General features: G+C 63.5%; 16 protein-coding genes. 8 read left to right on the top strand and 8 right to left on the bottom strand.

The window, feature by feature from the left end:
- Positions 1-3: 3 nt before the first annotated feature.
- Together trmFO and AC0L27_RS22630 are read right to left on the bottom strand one after the other, a co-directional pair.
- Positions 4-1,431: a methylenetetrahydrofolate--tRNA-(uracil(54)-C(5))-methyltransferase (FADH(2)-oxidizing) TrmFO gene (trmFO, locus tag AC0L27_RS22635; protein WP_354210079.1), complete on the bottom strand. Its 1,428-nt coding sequence runs from the start codon at positions 1,429-1,431 to the stop codon at positions 4-6.
- Positions 1,432-1,557: 126 nt separating this feature from the next.
- Entirely contained in the window at positions 1,558-1,710 is a 153-nt protein-coding gene (locus AC0L27_RS22630; protein WP_007590701.1) for a DUF1127 domain-containing protein, read from the bottom strand.
- Positions 1,711-2,335: 625 nt separating this feature from the next.
- Between AC0L27_RS22630 and AC0L27_RS22625 the strand changes: the two genes are divergently transcribed.
- A complete protein-coding gene (locus tag AC0L27_RS22625; RefSeq protein ID WP_354059208.1) occupies positions 2,336-2,662 on the top strand; it encodes a hypothetical protein in 327 nt (108 codons plus the stop codon).
- A 66-nt stretch (positions 2,663-2,728) separates the two neighbouring features.
- Here AC0L27_RS22625 and AC0L27_RS22620 read toward each other — a convergent pair whose 3' ends face one another.
- Together AC0L27_RS22620 and AC0L27_RS22615 are read right to left on the bottom strand one after the other, a co-directional pair.
- Positions 2,729-3,553, bottom strand: coding sequence for a lytic murein transglycosylase (locus tag AC0L27_RS22620; RefSeq protein ID WP_354210078.1), 825 nt, complete (start codon positions 3,551-3,553; stop codon positions 2,729-2,731).
- 130 nt (positions 3,554-3,683) lie between these two features.
- Complete coding sequence (locus tag AC0L27_RS22615; RefSeq protein ID WP_275171187.1) at positions 3,684-4,592, bottom strand: DUF2189 domain-containing protein; 909 nt, start codon at positions 4,590-4,592, stop codon at positions 3,684-3,686.
- A gap of 331 nt (positions 4,593-4,923) precedes the next feature.
- Here AC0L27_RS22615 and AC0L27_RS22610 point away from each other — a divergent pair, with 331 nt between their 5' ends.
- Positions 4,924-5,307, top strand: a complete 384-nt coding sequence (locus AC0L27_RS22610; RefSeq protein WP_275171186.1) for a DUF3597 domain-containing protein — start codon at positions 4,924-4,926, stop codon at positions 5,305-5,307.
- A 54-nt stretch (positions 5,308-5,361) separates the two neighbouring features.
- Here the strand turns inward: AC0L27_RS22610 and AC0L27_RS22605 are convergent, their stop codons facing one another.
- On the bottom strand, positions 5,362-5,637 hold the full coding sequence (locus tag AC0L27_RS22605) for a GNAT family N-acetyltransferase (RefSeq protein ID WP_018458006.1): 276 nt from the start codon (positions 5,635-5,637) through the stop codon (positions 5,362-5,364).
- Positions 5,638-5,740: 103 nt separating this feature from the next.
- Here AC0L27_RS22605 and AC0L27_RS22600 point away from each other — a divergent pair, with 103 nt between their 5' ends.
- Positions 5,741-6,667: a tetratricopeptide repeat protein gene (locus AC0L27_RS22600; protein ID WP_354210077.1), complete on the top strand. Its 927-nt coding sequence runs from the start codon at positions 5,741-5,743 to the stop codon at positions 6,665-6,667.
- A gap of 63 nt (positions 6,668-6,730) precedes the next feature.
- On the opposite strand, the gene AC0L27_RS22595 is transcribed toward AC0L27_RS22600, so the two are convergent.
- A complete protein-coding gene (locus AC0L27_RS22595; protein WP_354210076.1) occupies positions 6,731-7,087 on the bottom strand; it encodes a hypothetical protein in 357 nt (118 codons plus the stop codon).
- A 179-nt stretch (positions 7,088-7,266) separates the two neighbouring features.
- On the opposite strand from AC0L27_RS22595, the gene AC0L27_RS22590 reads away from it, so the two are divergent.
- Entirely contained in the window at positions 7,267-8,874 is a 1,608-nt protein-coding gene (locus tag AC0L27_RS22590; RefSeq protein ID WP_354210075.1) for an acyl-CoA synthetase, read from the top strand.
- A 9-nt stretch (positions 8,875-8,883) separates the two neighbouring features.
- Positions 8,884-9,744: a PCC domain-containing protein gene (locus tag AC0L27_RS22585; protein WP_354210074.1), complete on the top strand. Its 861-nt coding sequence runs from the start codon at positions 8,884-8,886 to the stop codon at positions 9,742-9,744.
- Between the two features lie 16 nt (positions 9,745-9,760).
- Here AC0L27_RS22585 and AC0L27_RS22580 read toward each other — a convergent pair whose 3' ends face one another.
- On the bottom strand, positions 9,761-11,833 hold the full coding sequence (locus tag AC0L27_RS22580) for a DUF1217 domain-containing protein (RefSeq protein ID WP_473320405.1): 2,073 nt from the start codon (positions 11,831-11,833) through the stop codon (positions 9,761-9,763).
- A 271-nt stretch (positions 11,834-12,104) separates the two neighbouring features.
- Here AC0L27_RS22580 and AC0L27_RS22575 point away from each other — a divergent pair, with 271 nt between their 5' ends.
- The 3 genes from AC0L27_RS22575 to AC0L27_RS22565 all read left to right on the top strand — a co-directional run bounded on the left by AC0L27_RS22575 (position 12,105) and on the right by AC0L27_RS22565 (position 15,271).
- The gene (locus AC0L27_RS22575) at positions 12,105-12,872 is read left to right on the top strand and encodes an AAA family ATPase (protein ID WP_354210072.1); all 768 of its coding nucleotides are present in this window, start codon (positions 12,105-12,107) and stop codon (positions 12,870-12,872) included.
- An 885-nt stretch (positions 12,873-13,757) separates the two neighbouring features.
- Positions 13,758-14,315, top strand: a complete 558-nt coding sequence (locus AC0L27_RS22570) for an SRPBCC family protein (RefSeq protein WP_354210071.1) — start codon at positions 13,758-13,760, stop codon at positions 14,313-14,315.
- 2 nt (positions 14,316-14,317) lie between these two features.
- Positions 14,318-15,271 (top strand): YVTN family beta-propeller repeat protein, encoded by a 954-nt coding sequence (locus AC0L27_RS22565; RefSeq protein WP_354210070.1) that lies wholly within the window; start codon positions 14,318-14,320, stop codon positions 15,269-15,271.
- A gap of 72 nt (positions 15,272-15,343) precedes the next feature.
- Here AC0L27_RS22565 and AC0L27_RS22560 read toward each other — a convergent pair whose 3' ends face one another.
- Positions 15,344-15,976: an HAD-IA family hydrolase gene (locus tag AC0L27_RS22560; protein WP_354210069.1), complete on the bottom strand. Its 633-nt coding sequence runs from the start codon at positions 15,974-15,976 to the stop codon at positions 15,344-15,346.
- Between the last annotated feature and the right edge of the window lie 15 nt (positions 15,977-15,991).

Genomic DNA, 15,991 nt, shown 5'->3' with positions numbered 1-15,991 from the left:
AACTCACGCCGCGGCGGCAATGCGCAGGTGATCGGCGATCCAGCGATCGAGATCGGCGAGCGCCAGCGCGCTCATCGCCTGCTTTTTGGCCACCGTCTTCTCGTTCCCGCGCAGCCGGCTTCCGTCGGGCTTCTTCGTCGGTGCGCTGGCGAGCGGCGGGAACAGGCCGAAATTGATGTTCATCGGCTGGAACGAGCGCGTGCCGGGCTCGATGGTCTCGATATGGCCGCCGGTGATGTGGCCAAGCAGGGATCCGAGCGCAGTCGTAGCAGGCGGACTCGCAAGCGTCTCGCCGCGCACCTCCGCTGCCGCATAGAGACCGGCAATCAGGCCGACGCTGGCGGATTCCACATAGCCCTCGCAGCCCGTCATCTGGCCGGCAAAGCGCAGTCGCGGCTGCGCCCGCAGGCGCAACTGGCCGTCGAGCAGCTTTGGCGAGTTGAGAAAGGTGTTGCGATGCAGGCCGCCGAGGCGAGCAAATTCCGCCTTCTCCAGCCCCGGGATGGTGCGGAAGATGCGTTGCTGCTCGCCGTATTTCAGTTTCGTCTGGAAGCCGACGATGTTGTAGAGCGTGCCGAGCTTGTTGTCCTGGCGCAGCTGCACGATCGCGTAGGCCTTTGTGGTGGGGTCGTGCGGATTGGTGAGGCCGACCGGCTTCATCGGCCCGTGGCGAAGAGTCTCGGGGCCGCGTTCCGCCATGACCTCGATCGGCAGGCAGCCGTCGAAATAGGGCGTGTTGGTCTCCCATTCCTTGAACTCGGTCTTCTCGCCGGCGACCAGCGCTGCGACGAAGCCGTCATACTGCTCCTTTGTCATCGGGCAGTTGATGTAGTCGGCGCCGGTGCCGCCGGGGCCGACCTTGTCGTAGCGCGACTGGAACCAGGCCACCGACATGTCGATGGATTCGCGGTGCACGATAGGCGCGATCGCGTCGAAGAAGGCGAGGGCGTTCTCGTCGGTCAACTCTCTGATCGCGTCGGCCAGCGGCGCCGAAGTGAGGGGGCCGGTCGCAACGATGACGTTGCTCCACTCGGCCGGCGGCAGGCCTGCGACCTCGCCGCGGGCGATCTCGATCAGGGGATGATCGTTCAGCGCCTTGGTGACGGCCGCTGAGAAGCCGTCGCGGTCCACCGCCAGCGCGCCGCCGGCGGGCACCTGGTTGGCGTCGGCTGCGCGCATGATCAGCGAATCGAGGCGGCGCATCTCTGCGTGCAGCAGGCCGACGGCGTTGTTGGCGGCATCGTCCGAGCGGAACGAATTGGAGCAGACAAGCTCGGCAAGCCCATCGGTGCGGTGTGCCTCGGTCATGCGGGTCGGCCGCATCTCGTGCAGCACCACGGGCACGCCCGATTTGGCCACCTGCCAGACGGCTTCGGAGCCGGCAAGGCCTGCGCCGATCACGTGCACGGTATCTGATTGGAGTCCTGTCATGGGGCGGACAGGTAGCGCTTTTCGGCGATCAGTGAAATCGCCGAGATCGAGTTTTCTGCCTCCGGATGCGACAACGCCCGCACGAGGCGGGCGCTATCGGTTCGTCCGGTTTGGGGCTGAACGATATCAGCCCTGATACTGACCGGCGGCAACGCGCGGGATGTCCGAGCGATCGAGGCCGATGTCGGCCAGCTCGCGATCGCTGAGCTGGGACAGCTCGGCAACATTGCGCTGATAGTCCCGGAAAGCCTGGATCATGCGGATGAGCGAGAGCAGCATTGGTAGTCTCCTGTAGTTCGATTCAGCTCTTGCCCGAGCCTCATCGTTGAAATGAATATAGGTGAGAGTGGTGCAGTGCGAAAGTTCCGACGTTGCGATGCAGCTAAGCGCTCAATGCATGGCACTAGTAACGGACGATTAACCCGGAAGCACTCCCGCCCAAAGGGTAGGCGGAACAGGGGACATCGCGCTAAAAATGCCCGTTAATTCACGGATTTGTCTTGGCTCAGCCGGTTCCATCAGAGGCAAATAGGCTGCTTTCCGGTCCTCGCAAGCTGATTGACTAGCTCCTATACCCAAGTCTCGCATGCGCGAATCGCATGATGGACAGAGTGAAAAAAGTGAATTTGTGTTCATCTCGCTAGCCTGTGCGGTACCTTTCCACTGCGGCCAGCGATTCACCTGGATCGACGTGACAAACGGCGGCCAGACAGGGACGAATTCATTCCGCTTGGTCAGCGCCAACCGCCGCCCGGGCGCGGTGAACACACGCCGAACGTGTGGCGTTGATTACAAACGTGTAATGAAAATCAGAAATTTTGCATGTGGCTCTGCGTGGCGCGCAACATCACGCAATACTCGCGGGGAATTCATTGCGTCAAGTTGCCGCGCCCGGAGGAAGGTGATGTCGCAGAATCCGGCAATGTCGCTGGCTCTGGCCCAAGAACAAGAGAAGGAAGGTAACGTCATGACGAAGTTACTCGGGGTTATCGCAATTGCCGCTGTCGCGTTCGCCGTCGCGCCGGCCCAAGCCGCCAAGCACGCCGCCGGCGGCTGCAGCTCGGCCAATCTGGAGAAGACCGAGACCGCGATCGAGAACATGGCCGATGGTGACGGCAAGTTCGTCGCGCAAAAGGAGATCGCAGCCGCGCAGGACTCGCTGCTCAACGGCAAAATGGGGGCGTGCGGCGCGCATCTGAACAAGGCGATGCACGCCACCATGGGCAAATAGGGGTAAAAACGCACAGAGAGGGCCGGTCGCCAGGCGATTGGCCTTCCGCGTTTTGACGAGGGGCTGCTAAGGGGCGCGCGCGAGCTGGGTGGCGAAATACGCGATGGTCTTCGAGTAGACCTCGCTTTTGTTCCACTGCTGCAGCACCGCGAAGTTTGGACTGCCCGGCTGCCAATCCTTACCCTTCTGCCAGCCATAACCGGCAAGATAGTTCGCGGTGGAGGCGAGCACGTCAGGGGCGTTGTGCAGGAGATCGCGCTTGCCATTGCCGTCGAAATCGACGGCGTATTTCATCCATGACGACGGCATGAACTGGGTCTGTCCGAGCTCGCCGGCCCAGGCGCCCTTCATGTCGGCCGGTGCGAGGTCGCCGCGCTGGACGATGCGGAGCGCATCCAACAGCTCGGCGCGAAATTGCTCGGAGCGCCGACAGTCATAGGCCAGCGTCGCCAGCGAGCGGATGGTCGCGAACTTACCGGTATTGACGCCGAAATCGGTCTCGAGACCCCAGATCGCGACCAGCACCTCGCCAGGCACGCCGTAGGTCTGCTCGATGCGCGACAGCACCGAGCCGTATTGCTTCATCATGTTGGAGCCGCGCGTCAGGCGCGGCGGCACCATGCGGCCGGAAAACTCCTCGAAGCTCTGGGTGAAGACCTTCTGCGAGCGGTCGCGGTTGAGCACGCTTTGATCGAGCGTTACACCGGCGAGCCCGGCGGAAATGGCCTGTTGCGAGACGCCTTTGGCCGCGGCGTCGGTTTTGAAATCTGCAAGCCACGCGTCGAAATTGCCTGAACCGCAGGCAACAGCGGCAAGCGCTGGCTGAGCGGATAAGATGGACGCGGTGATGGCTAAGGCTGCGAGGGCGAGACGAGAAATCGTCGGGGTCATTCGAGCAAATAAATTCCGTGAAGTGATCTGAACGGCGGGCGCAATCTCGGTGGAAACCGCGGCCAAAGCAAGGCGCATGGCGGTGCGCGATCCTGCCCGCACCGGGGCAGGATCGCACGTCACGATATCGTCAGGCGTCGGTCCGATTGCGCCAGGGGAAGAGGTTGGCGGGGAAATCGGCAGCCGGCTTGCGTGGACGATGCGGTGGAGGCGGCACCGGGCGCGCGCCCGGATCGGCCGCGATCACCTTGCGGTAGAGATGCCAGGTGGCATGGCCGAGCACGGGGACCACCACGGCAAGGCCGAGGAAGGCGGGAATCGTGCCCAGCGCCAGCAGGACGGCCACGATCAGGCCCCAGGCCGCCATCGGCACCGGGTTCTTCGCGACGACGCGCAGCGACGTCACCATTGCCTCGAACGCGCCGGCATGGCGGTCGAGCATCAGCGGGAACGACACGGCGCTGATGCAGAGCGCGGCAAGCGCGAACAGGAAGCCGGTGCCGCAGCCGACCACGATCAGCCACCAGCCTTGCCGGCTCGTGAGAACGCGCGTCAGAAAATCCGAGATCCCGGACGCGCCTTCATAGCCGAAAGCGGCGACGTAGATCGCCTGCGCGGTCGCAACCCAGGTCACAAACAGGGCCAGCAGCAGCGCGCCGAGGCCGAGCATAGCGCCGAAGGAGGGCGAACGCAGCACCTCCATGGCATCCCAGGCGCTGGCTTCTTCATAGCGCTCGCGCCGGCTGGAGAGCTCGTAGAGACCGAGAGCGGCGAACGGGCCGATCAGCGCGAAGCCCGCGGCCAGCGGAAACAACAACGGCAGCACTGAATAGCCCATCACCACGCGGGCGAGCACAAGGCCCAGCACAGGATAGATCACGCAGAGGATGATGGCGTGGCTCGGCACCGCCTTGAAATCTTCCCAGCCGCGCTTGAGCGCATCGTTCAGATCGGAGAGTTGGATGGTTCGGATCACCGGTCCAGCCGCTTCGGCGGTCTGGGCCATGGTGGGGACATTGCCCTGGTAGAGTGTGGCCATGGTCGCTAGCTCCCTTGCCATGCGGCCGCATCTGGCGCCAGCAAACGGCGCGAGCGGCCGCTGTTCTGAGTTTCGCGATCTCAACCAGACGCGATTCTGGATGGCATCGCGAACTGAACGTGAAGCGTACGCCCATTTGCGAGTCCTGTCCCTCACGCTTGGGTGAGATTCGATGCCGCAGCGCAACCTCGACGATGTCATTCGGTCGTCATTTCGCCGCAGATAAGCTGATGCTGCGTGTTGGCTCGCGGAACTTCGCGGGCGCAATGACGCAACTTGGTCTATAAGGGCCACTCAAGGCCCTTCCACGGGTCCTTTTCGGGGAGCAGACATGAGCATTTTCGGGAAAATTATGGGCGCGATCTTCGGTAGCCATCCAGCTTCCGCGGCGCCCGCAGGCAGCGCACCATCGGGCAGCGCGCCCGCGGGGGCAGCGCCGAGCGGATCGGCGCCAGCGGTGGACGTTGCCTCGATCGTCGACGCGGCGGTCGCCGCGCACAAGGGCGAAAAGCTGGAATGGCGTACCTCGATCGTCGACCTCATGAAGGCGCTCGACATCGATTCCAGCCTCGCTGCGCGTAAGGACCTCGCCAAGGAGCTCGGCTACAGCGGCGACACCAACGATTCCGCGAGCATGAACGTCTGGCTGCACAAGCAGGTGATGTCGAAGCTCGCCGCGAACGGCGGCAAGCTGCCGCCGGAGATCAAGCACTGACCGAGATCGCCGGTCGTAACCCAAGGGCCCGCGATCGCGCGGGCCCTTTTGCATTCAGGCGACGAGATCCGCATCTTCCGGATGCCTGTCGAGATAGTCGACGACAAAGCCGCAACCGGCGATCACCTTCCTGCCGTCGCGGCGGATCAATTCCAGCGCGCCCTTGACCAGCTCGGAGCCGATGCCGCGGCCGCGCAGCGCGCGCGGCGTCTCGGTGTGGGTGATGATCACCGCCGACGGCGTCAGCCGGTAATTGGCGAAGGCGATTTCACTGCCGACATCGAGCTCGAAGCGGCTTCTGTCCTTGTTGTCCCGTACCGATGGCGCCATGCAAAATCCTCCCGACATGCTGCTTGCCTCTGATTTAGGCGCCTGAACCGGCCCTTGCCAAGGTGCGACCAAGAGAGGTTGCCGCAGGGGAGATATCCGGAAAATGCGTGTCCCGCTCAGCCTCCTGGCGCTGCTCGCCGCGCTGATCTCGCCGGCGCCGGCTGCGGCAGGCGGTCCGGCCTGGGAGGCTTGCGTCGGATTGACCAGCACGCCGGACGAGCGGATCAAGGCTTGCTCGACCGTGATCGAAACGAACAGCGAGAGCGGACCTCGGCTCGCCGGCGCTTATTGCAATCGCGGTCATGGCCTCACCGAGAAGCGCGAGCTCGAGGCGGCGTTGTCCGATCTCGACGAGGCGGTCAGGCTCGACCCCGGTTATGCCTGCGCCTACAGCAATCGCGGCCGTGTCTACGGTTTCAAGCGCGACTATGATCGCGCCATTGCCGATTACGACCTGGCCATCAAGCTCGATCCCTCGCTGGCGCTGGCCTACGGCAATCGCGGCGAGTCGCGTTTCAACAAGGGCGATCTCGACGGTGCGTTCGCCGACTTTGATGCCGCGATCAAGCGCGATCCCAAATACGCCATGGCCTACGCCAATCGTGCGTTGGTGTATTACCGCAGGCACGACATGGCGCACGCCATCGCCGACTACACGACGCGGATCAAGCTCGCGCCCGATGTGCTCGCCTATATCGACCGCGGCAACGTCTATCGCGACAGCGAGCAGCTCGATCGCGCCGCCGCCGATTATGGTGCGGCGATCCGTGTTGCGCCGACCGACGCGCGGGGCTGGCGCAATCGCGGCATGATCCGGCTCTATCAGGGCGACAGCAAGGGCGGCGTTTCCGATTACGACAAGGCGCTGCAATACGATCCCTCCGACGTGTTCTCGTGGAACAACCGCGGACAGGCTAAGCTGCGGCTCGGCGACAAACAGGGCGCGATTGCCGATTTCAGGAAGGCGCTGGAATTGAAACCGGGCCTGCAGACCGCACAGGAGTCATTGCGGAAGCTCGGGGCGTTGTAGCTCTCGGTCGCTGCTCGCGACGACGGGGCTGGACTTTCTCCGGGTCCTGATAGTCCGGATGCTTCAATCGGTCGCCTTGGCGAGCCTGGAATCCTCGGGCTGCGGCTGCGGGCGCAGGCATCCCTGACAGATGACGAGGGAACGGTTGACCCTGGCGTCCTGTTCAGCCTCGATGCCGTCCTGCGCCTGCCACCATTCCTTTGAATAGGGCTGAAGCCCGGCTTGCGATCTGTTGCGCTCGGATCGGGCGGTCCGTGCTGGTTCCGAGGCAGCGCGCGGGTGATTGGGATTCTCGCCGGCGCCGTCCCAGGCATAGCGAGTAGACTTGAAGGCGGGATCGGAGGCGAAGTGCGCTTGTGGGCCCACGGCACACCCGGCAAGCGCCAGCGATAGCAGGAGGAGGGCGGGCGCTTTGACCATGATGCGGCACTCTTTACGCGAGAACTGACGAAGGTTGCGCCGATCATGTTTAAAATTTCCTGAACGGTTGGATGGGCTGCACTGCGCCCGGCAGCCTTGCAGGGGTACTGGCGATGGCGATAAATGGGCTGCAATGAGCGGGCGGTTCGTGTGCCGTCCGCCGCCGAAGAGGAAACCCGATGCAGCCCCTGCGCATGTCCCGCCGCGTCATGAATCTCGCTCACATGCTGACCCAGAATGCGCGGCGGCATGGAGCGCGTCCCGGTTTCGTCTGGGGCGACAGATCCTGGACCTGGCGCGAGATCGACGCGCAGGTCTCGGCGCTGGCCGCAGCGCTCGCGGCCCGCGGCATCGCCAAGGGCGACCGCATCCTCGTCCATTCCAAGAACGGCGACGAGATGTTCTTCTCGATGTTCGCCGCGTTTCGGCTCGGCGCCGTCTGGGTGCCGACCAATTTCCGCCTGATGCCGGACGAGGTCGCCTATCTCGCGGAGGCTTCCGGCGCGAAGGCGTTTCTGTGCCACGTCGATTTTCCCGAGCACGCGGCGGCGGTGAAGGATGGAGAGCTGGAATTCACCTGGAGCATCGACGGTCGGGCGCCATTTGCCGAGACGTCGATTGCGGATGCCGTCGCTTTGCGCGCAGGCACGGTGGTCGAGAACGTCGCGGTCGAGCACGACGATCCCTGCTGGTTCTTCTTCACATCGGGAACCACCGGCCGCTCCAAGGCTGCGGTGCTCACCCACGGTCAGATGGGTTTTGTCGTCACCAACCATCTCGCCGATCTCACCCCCGGCGTCACCGAAGCGGATGCCTCGCTGGTGGTGGCGCCGCTGTCGCATGGCGCCGGCGTGCATCAGCTGGTGCAGACCGCGCGCGGCGTGTGCACCGTGCTGTTGCCGACGGAGAAATTCGACATCGACGAGGCGTTCCGCCTGATCGAGGCGCATCGGGTCAGCAATCTCTTCGTGGTGCCGACCATTCTGAAGATGATGGTCGAGCATCCCGCCGCCGACAAATACGATCATTCCTCGCTGCGCCAGGTGATCTATGCGGGTGCGCCGATGTATCGCGAGGACCAGAAGGCTGCGCTGAAGAAGCTCGGCAAGGTCATCGTGCAGTATTTCGGCCTCGGCGAGGTGACCGGCAACATCACGGTGCTGCCGGCGGCGCTGCATGATCCCGAGGACGGGCCGCACGCGAAGATCGGCACCTGTGGCTTCGAGCGTACCGGCATGCAGGTTTCGATCCAGGACGACGAGGGCCGCGAACTCGGCGCCAACCAGAGCGGCGAGATCTGCGTAATCGGCCCCGCGGTGCTTGCCGGCTACTACGACAATCCCGATGCCAACGCGAAGGCGTTCCGCAACGGCTGGTTCCGCACCGGCGATCTCGGCCACATGGACGAGGAGGGGTTCGTCTACATCACCGGACGAGCCTCCGACATGTACATCTCCGGCGGCTCCAACATCTATCCGCGCGAAATCGAGGAGAAAATCCTGACCCATCCTTGCGTCGGCGAGGTCGCGGTGCTCGGCGTGCCCGATGCGACCTGGGGCGAGGTCGGCGTTGCCGTCTGCGTCGCCCGCGAAGGCGCGAAGCCGGTGAGCGAAGCGGAGATGGCGGCGTTCCTGTCGCCCAAAGTGCCGCGCTACAAGATGCCGAAGCGGTTCTTCTTCTGGGAGGCCTTGCCGAAATCCGGCTACGGCAAGATTCCCAAACGGATGGTTCGCGACGAGCTCGAGGCACGCGGGCTGCTCGATCTCGATAAGACACGAGTGGGCTGAGCGAAGGTCATGCGCAGCATCAAGCAGCCCGGCGCGCCGGTCGCCGAACGCATCCAATGGGTGGAGGCGAGGGGACGCGCTTTCTCCTTCACGCTTCAAGCAGGACTGCCGCTGCTGGAGGGGGCGCGCCGCGGTTTTGCCGCGGAGGGATTTGCCGGCGGTGTGCTCTGCTTCGGGCGCGGCGCGCTCAGGCCGTTCGGCTATGTCATGCCGGCGCTGTCGAAGACCAGCGAGAACGCCGCGTTCTACAGCGACACATTCCGGCCAAGCGGCGTGACGCGCACCAGGCTCGGCAGCATGACGCTGGGCATGCGCGACGGCGCGCCGTTCTTTCATTGCCATGGGCTGTGGACGGAGGCCGATGGCCGCGCCAGTGGCGGCCACATGCTGCCGGACGAGACCGATGTCGCCGAGCCGTTCGAGGTCGAGGCCTTCGGCATCGATGGTGCGATGTTTAGCGCCGAGTTCGATCCCGAGACCAACTTCAAGCTGTTCGGGCCAGTGGCGGCTGCGCGCACCGGCGCGCGCACGACCAGCCGCGCTTTCGCGCTGCGGCTGCGCCCCAATCAGGATTTTGCCGGCTGTCTCGAAGACTTCTGCCGCGCGCAGGGTATCGCGAGCGGGAAGATTCATGGCGGTGTTGGTTCGACCATCGGCGCCCGATTTACTCATGGCGGTGTGACCGAGCCCTTCGCGACCGAGCTTGCAGTAACCGCCGGCACGATTGCGGCCGGTCCCTCCGGCGCCCTCGAAGCCGCACTCGACGTCGCGCTGATCGACTACACCGGCGGCATGGCGGAGGGACGTCTGATCCGTGGCGACAATCCCGTGCTGATGACCATGGAGCTGGTGCTCGAGGTGTTGGGCTAGCCCCGAAGAGCGATCATCAGTGGGTGCGTAGCTTGGCAATGGCCAAGTATGTGGAGTCACTGATCCCCGAACCGGATCCCTGGAACAGGTTGAGCAGGGGGGATTGACCCTGCCCGGTGCTCTGGCTGTTTCTGATGTCATACATGGCGGAGAAACGGTTCAGCAGCTTTGTAACCTTCGCGGGATCGGACAGGTCCTTGATCTTCATGAATCTGTCCACGAACTTGGCCTGCTGATCGATCGGCATCGCCGCCATCGAGTCAGGCAGATCGAAGGTGGTCCTGAACACCTCCGAAAGCGCCTTGTCGGCAAGGATGTCGTACGCGGACGTGATGTCCCCCGCCTTCCGCTGGAAATAGATCGCCAGGCGCACGCCGGGATTCGCATCCCCTTGCTGCTGCTCCAGGCTTTGCTCGACATAATTCGCCTGTGTTTCCCGAAACTGATCCCGCTTCTGCGGCCCCATCATCGGAAGGCGCGCGACGTTGCCCTTGCTGTCGAAATTGAACGACGCGACGATTTCGGCAAAGCGAGGATCGTTCTCGGTGTTCGCGAAGCTCTTTGGATTGTTCAGGTCGGAGCTGAAGATCTTCTTGAGAAATTCCGTGCTGACCTTCCTGGGGTCCAAGCCCTTTGCCAGGAGGATGAAATCAACCATCGGCCTGTTTGCGAGAAGATCGGAAACACTGTCGATCCCGGTGATGGCTTGCTGATATTCCGACGCATCCTTCGTGGCCTGTGCCCGAACTGCCGCCTGCTGCTGGGGAGTTGCCGTGCTTGCGCTCTTCACCGCTGCAACGACATAGTCCTTCGCGATCTGGAGGACTTCAGCCGAGTCCTGAGCCACCAAGGGGGTCGTAAGATTGCCCTTTGCGTCGAAGTTGAAGGCGCGTGCCAGCTCCAGATATCGATTGTCCTTGAGGGTATAGACGTAGCTGTTGGGGTCGTTGAGATCGCTTTCGAGCACGGCCGTCACAGTCGCCGGCGAGACGTTTGCGGGATCGAGGCCGACGGCTCCCAGCGCAAAATCATACACGCCTGGTGTCGATACGAACGCCTGGACTGAATTGATCTTGAGGATGGCTGTTCTGAATTGCCTGATCGCAAAAGCTTCGTTCAACGGGCTCGCCGCCGAATAGACGTCGGACTTGCTGTCGTCGAACCTCTGTTTCGTGATCGTGACGTTTGCAGCACTCTGCGCGGATACGCCTGACGGAAGCGACCCGTCGGAGGAAAACTCGAACGCGCCGGCGAGGTCCACAAACCCGCCGATCGTCCCTATCTGGTCGCTGAGGCTGGAAATGCTGTTCGCATATGACTCCAGGTGATACTTTTCGACCAGGATCTGGACGTTCAACTGGGTCACGTTCGCGCCCGGTTGCGAGAGTTGGGCGGTGTAGTCGGCGATCCTTGAATTGGCTGCGGTGACATCCGATCGGGCCTGAGCAAGGTCGGCGTTGAGGCCACTCAGCTGAGAGGCGAAAGTGGTGTTGACGTAGCTGTTGGGATCGGATGGATCGCTGCGCAAGACCTGACTTATCGTGTCACGCGACCACTTGCCTTGATCGATCCCGTACGCCGAATAGACATAGTTGCGAAGACGGTCGTTGTTCAGGAACTGGTCTGCACTGCTGATGTTGCCGATTTCGGCGCTGTAGTAATTCGAGTCGCCGGTAAGTGCATCGACCTGGCTCTTCCTGGTCGCCGTATACAGACCGATCATCTCATCCGTCTGGTTCTCCGATTGCGCAACCGGCGTGGCGCTGCCATTGAAGGAAAATGCCGCGGCGAACTCGCGGTAACGCTTGTCGACCAGCTTGTTGACAAAGCTGTTTGCGTCGGAGAGGTCGCTCTCCAGCACCTTTTTCATGAAGGCCTTGGCGTAGGCCATGTCTTCCAGGCCATATGCCTTCGTTGCATAGTGATAAAGGCGATAGTCTTTCATGAAGTCGTCGACGGACTTCACCTTGCCGATGTGGGCTTTGTAGTAGGCGGCCTCTCGCGCCACGTCCTGTTGCTGTTCGACCCGCGTCAGGGACTGCTTGAGATTGCGCGCGATGTAGCTGTAACTGAAATACGTTGATACCATCGCGCACTCCTCGCGGCTCTTACAGTCCCGGACGTCCGTCAATCATTGCGGGGTCGCGAGGTGGGGGCTGGCCTCATGCCAGGAAACTGTCTCAGCTGCGTATCCCAAGGATGAATTCGGCCCACAATCTGAGGTTATAATTTGCGTCCAAGTGGCGCATATCGGGTTTGTGCCGTTTGTTTCCATCTGTTTCTCAGATGCAGCTTTCGCGAGGGTTTCGTTCCTGATATGTTCAGGTTAAGAGATCGGTGGGAAGGGTTGAGGGCCGGGCATGAGCCGAAGACGTGGTCGAACGATCAACCTGCCGGCGCCTTATCTGAAGCGGATCTGGCTCGACCCGTTGCAGGTCCACGATCGCGAAGTCTATCCGTTTTGCCTACCCATCTTTCCGGACGATTTCGAGCTCAACTTCGACGCCGGCATCACGATCGTCGTCGGCGAGAACGGCACCGGGAAGTCGACGATCCTCGAGGGGATTGCCGCGCTCGCCGGCTACGACGATGCGGGTGGCGGGAAGGGTTATATGCCCGTCGATCACTCCGAAGCGAGGGAGACGATGGGCGGCCAACTCTCCAGGGCGCTGCGCGCAAGCTGGCTGCCGAAGATTACCAATGGCTGGTTTTTTCGCGCCGAGAGCTTTTTCTCGGTGGCGCGATATCTCGACAAGGCCGCACGTGATGCCGGGCAGGTCGGCCCCGATTTCCTGTCGCATTCCCACGGCGAAGGATTCCTGCGCTTCTTCGAGGAGCGCTGCCAGCGCCAGGGCATTTTCATCTTCGACGAGCCTGAATCGGCGTTGTCGCCTGCGCGCCAGATCGAATTTCTGAAGCTGCTGAGATGCATGGAGGAGTCCCGCATCTGCCAGGTCATCATGGCAACCCATTCGCCGATGCTGATGGCCTATCCCAACGCACAGCTGCTCCGGCTCGGGAAATACGGCCTGGAGCCGACGACGGTGGAGCAGACCGATCATTACCGGGTGATGCGGGAGTTCTATGACGACCCGCGCGGGTTCGTGGAGGCGACGCTGGGGGAGTGAGCGAGGGACGCGACAGCCACTCACTGTCTCGGTCGTCATTGCGAGGAGCGCTTGCGACGAAGCAATCCAGAGTCTCTCCGCGGAGGTACTCTGGATTGCTTCGCTGTGCTCGCAATGACGGCGCGAGAAGCGTTCGTTGTTCTCCACCAACTCGCTTCTGAATCGTAAACACATCTTCGCCTCCTCGCGGCACATCGCGCCCGAGCTTTGCCAGTACGGTCGCCCCCAAAATGCCGAGGGCGCAGGGAAGGCCGGGTGCCGGCTGGCACCCACGGTCCACTGTGCGAAGGTTGCGCTACAAGAGGCTGCACAGCGGCATACAGGTGAAGCCCAACACACGGCCTTCCCTGCGCAGTGGTTTGACGGCTTATGTCGCGCTCTCCCCGGGGAGCGATGCACTATTGCCCCCGCCGCCTTGCGGATGGCTGATGCGCGCGCCCGGTCGGGCCGCCACATCACCGCAAGACTTGGCGCACAGACCCCGGGCGCTAGGACCACACGATTTTGCCGTACGCAGGCTGCACCGGTCGTGTGCGCGACGCCATCGCTCACGGTTTCCCGCCCTGCAAAGCCCTTCGCGCCGACGCCGCCTGCGTCCACCACGTCCCATCCCGCGTTCGTGACGATCGCGATCCGCCCCTCGGCCGGGTTGGGATGGTCGTCTATACGATAAACCGAAATACGGATAACGAGAAATATTTTTGCGAGCCGTGATTGACCCTCTGCTTGGGTGTTTTGCCCGCCGGGCGGCAAGGGGTTGTGGGGCGCCCGGACGCCCGCCGCAACGCGGCCACGAACGGGTCTCCCCTCGGCCGCAAAATGCGCTACCATGATCCCAGCGCGCTTCAAGTCGCGCATGATCAATGAGACGCATGAGGAAACGAGATGAGGGTGACGATTGGACGGCGCACGGTCCTGGCCGCGGTGCTCACTGCCGCGGGCGCGGTGGCTTTGACATCGGCCTGGGCCCACGGGCCGACCCGGCAGAAGGTGCGCGAATCCATCGAGATCAACGCTGCCCCGGCCAAGGTGTGGGCCGCAATCGGCAATTTCCAGGACATGAGCTGGCTGCCGCCTGTTACCAAGACCGAGGGCGAGAAGGGCAACGAGATCGGCGCGACGCGGAAGCTGACGCTGACGGGAGGCGCGACCGTCGACGAGGAGCTCTACAAGTTCGACGCCGCCGCGATGAGCTATTCCTACCGGATCACCAATGTGGACGTGAAGGTGCTGCCGGTGACCAATTATTCCTCGACGCTGACGGTGACGCCGAGTGCCGACGGCAAGGGCTCGACGCTGGAATGGGCCGGCGCGTTCTACCGCGGCTTTCCCAACAACGACCCGCCGCCGGAGCTGAGTGACGAAGCCGCGGTCAAGGCAGTGAAGGGGCTGTATCAGGCCGGCCTCGAGGCACTGAAGAAGAAGATCGAGAGCGGAAGCTGACGGTGCGGGCGCTGGTCCTGGCGGCGGCCGCCGCCAGCCTTTGCCTTGCCGGCATTGCCCATGTGTCCGCCGAAGAGGCTTTCGTCACCAACCAGCTCAGCGACGATCTGATGGTCGTGGACCTCGCCACGGCGCGCAGCGTCGCGACGATCCCGATCGGCGGCAAACCCGCCGGCGTCGCCGTCAGCGCGGACGGGCGCTTTGCCTATGTCACGAGCCCGGATGCCAAGGCCGTGACGGTGGTGGACGCGGCAACGCGGCAGCTTGTGGGGCGGATCGAGGTCGGCGGCGGACCGCTTGGCATTGCCGTCGCGCCGGACGGCCGCACCGTCTACGTCGCGGACTGGTACGCGGCGGCCGTGCGGGTGATCGACGCGGCGAGCCGCAGCGTCACAGCCAGCATCGCGGTCGGCGCCTCGCCGTCGGGGCTCGCAGTGACGCCGGATGGCAAGCTGCTGCTCTCGGCCGATCGCGACGATGATAGCGTCTCGGTGGCGGACACCGCGACGCGCCAGCGCAGGGCGACCATCAAGGTTGGAACGCGTCCGTTCGGCGTCACCGTCGATGCCGAGGGCAAACGCGCCTACACCGCCAATGTCGGCTCCAACGATGTCTCGGTGATCGACATCGGCGCCGGGTCCGAGACCGGCCGCGTACCGGTCGGCATGCGTCCCTATGCCGTGGCGCTGGCGCAGGGCCGCGGCTTCGTCACGGACCAGTATGGCGGCACTGTCAGCGTGTTCGACCTGGCGACGCTGAAGCCGATCAAGCGGATCAATGTCGGCGACTACCCCGAAGGCATCGCCGCGACCGCGGACGGCAAACGCGTCATCGTCGCCTGCTGGGAGAGCAATACACTCAGCATCATCGACGCGGCCGAGATGAAAGTGATCGGCGAAGTCAAGACCGGCGACGGCCCGCGCGCGTTCGGGGCGTTCTTGCGCAGGACGGAGTAGGGGCGTGTAGCCCGCATGGAGCGAAGCGGAATGCGGGGACACTTTCCCGGATTGCGCGTTGCTCCATCCGGGCTACGACGCCGGGCGCACTGTGCGCGCAATCTCATCCATCTGCTCAAACATATGATCCGGCGCCAGCGCCCGCAGCGCCGCCGGCGCCGTATAACCCCAGGCCACCGCACCGCAGGCGATCCCCACGGCCCGCGCCGCCTCGATGTCGCGCACCTCGTCGCCGATCGCGATGACCTTGCCCGGCTCCACGCCGGCACGCCGCATGACCCGTCGGAATTTCGACGGTTTGCCGAACAGCGAGGCCGCGCAGTCGAAATGCGCGAACAGCGCCGCGCAATCGCCGAGCTTCTCGCGCGCATTGGCTTCGCTGTCCGAGGTCACCAGCGCGAGCTGCACGCCGTTCTCCGTCAGCGTCCGCAGCATCGCCTCGACGCCCGCAAACAGCGAAATCTCCGCCGCAGCCTCAGCCTTCAGCCGCCGCGCATGCCGGGCGATCGCCGGCAGCTTCCACAAGGGCACCTCAAGCCACCTGAGGATCTCGCGCGACGAAGCATGCCGCAGCCCCTCGACATCCTCATCCGCGACGCGGCGGAAGCCGAATCGATCGGCGACGTCGTTGATGGTGCGCAGGAACCACGGAAAGCTGTCGGCCAGCGTGCCGTCGAGGTCGAAGATGGCGAGGGAGTAGGGCATGGAGGCGAGGCTACA

Source organism: Bradyrhizobium sp. Ken51, assembly GCF_055807435.1.
Note: the sequence above shows the minus strand (reverse complement) of the source record. Positions and strands in the feature narration are given on the sequence as shown.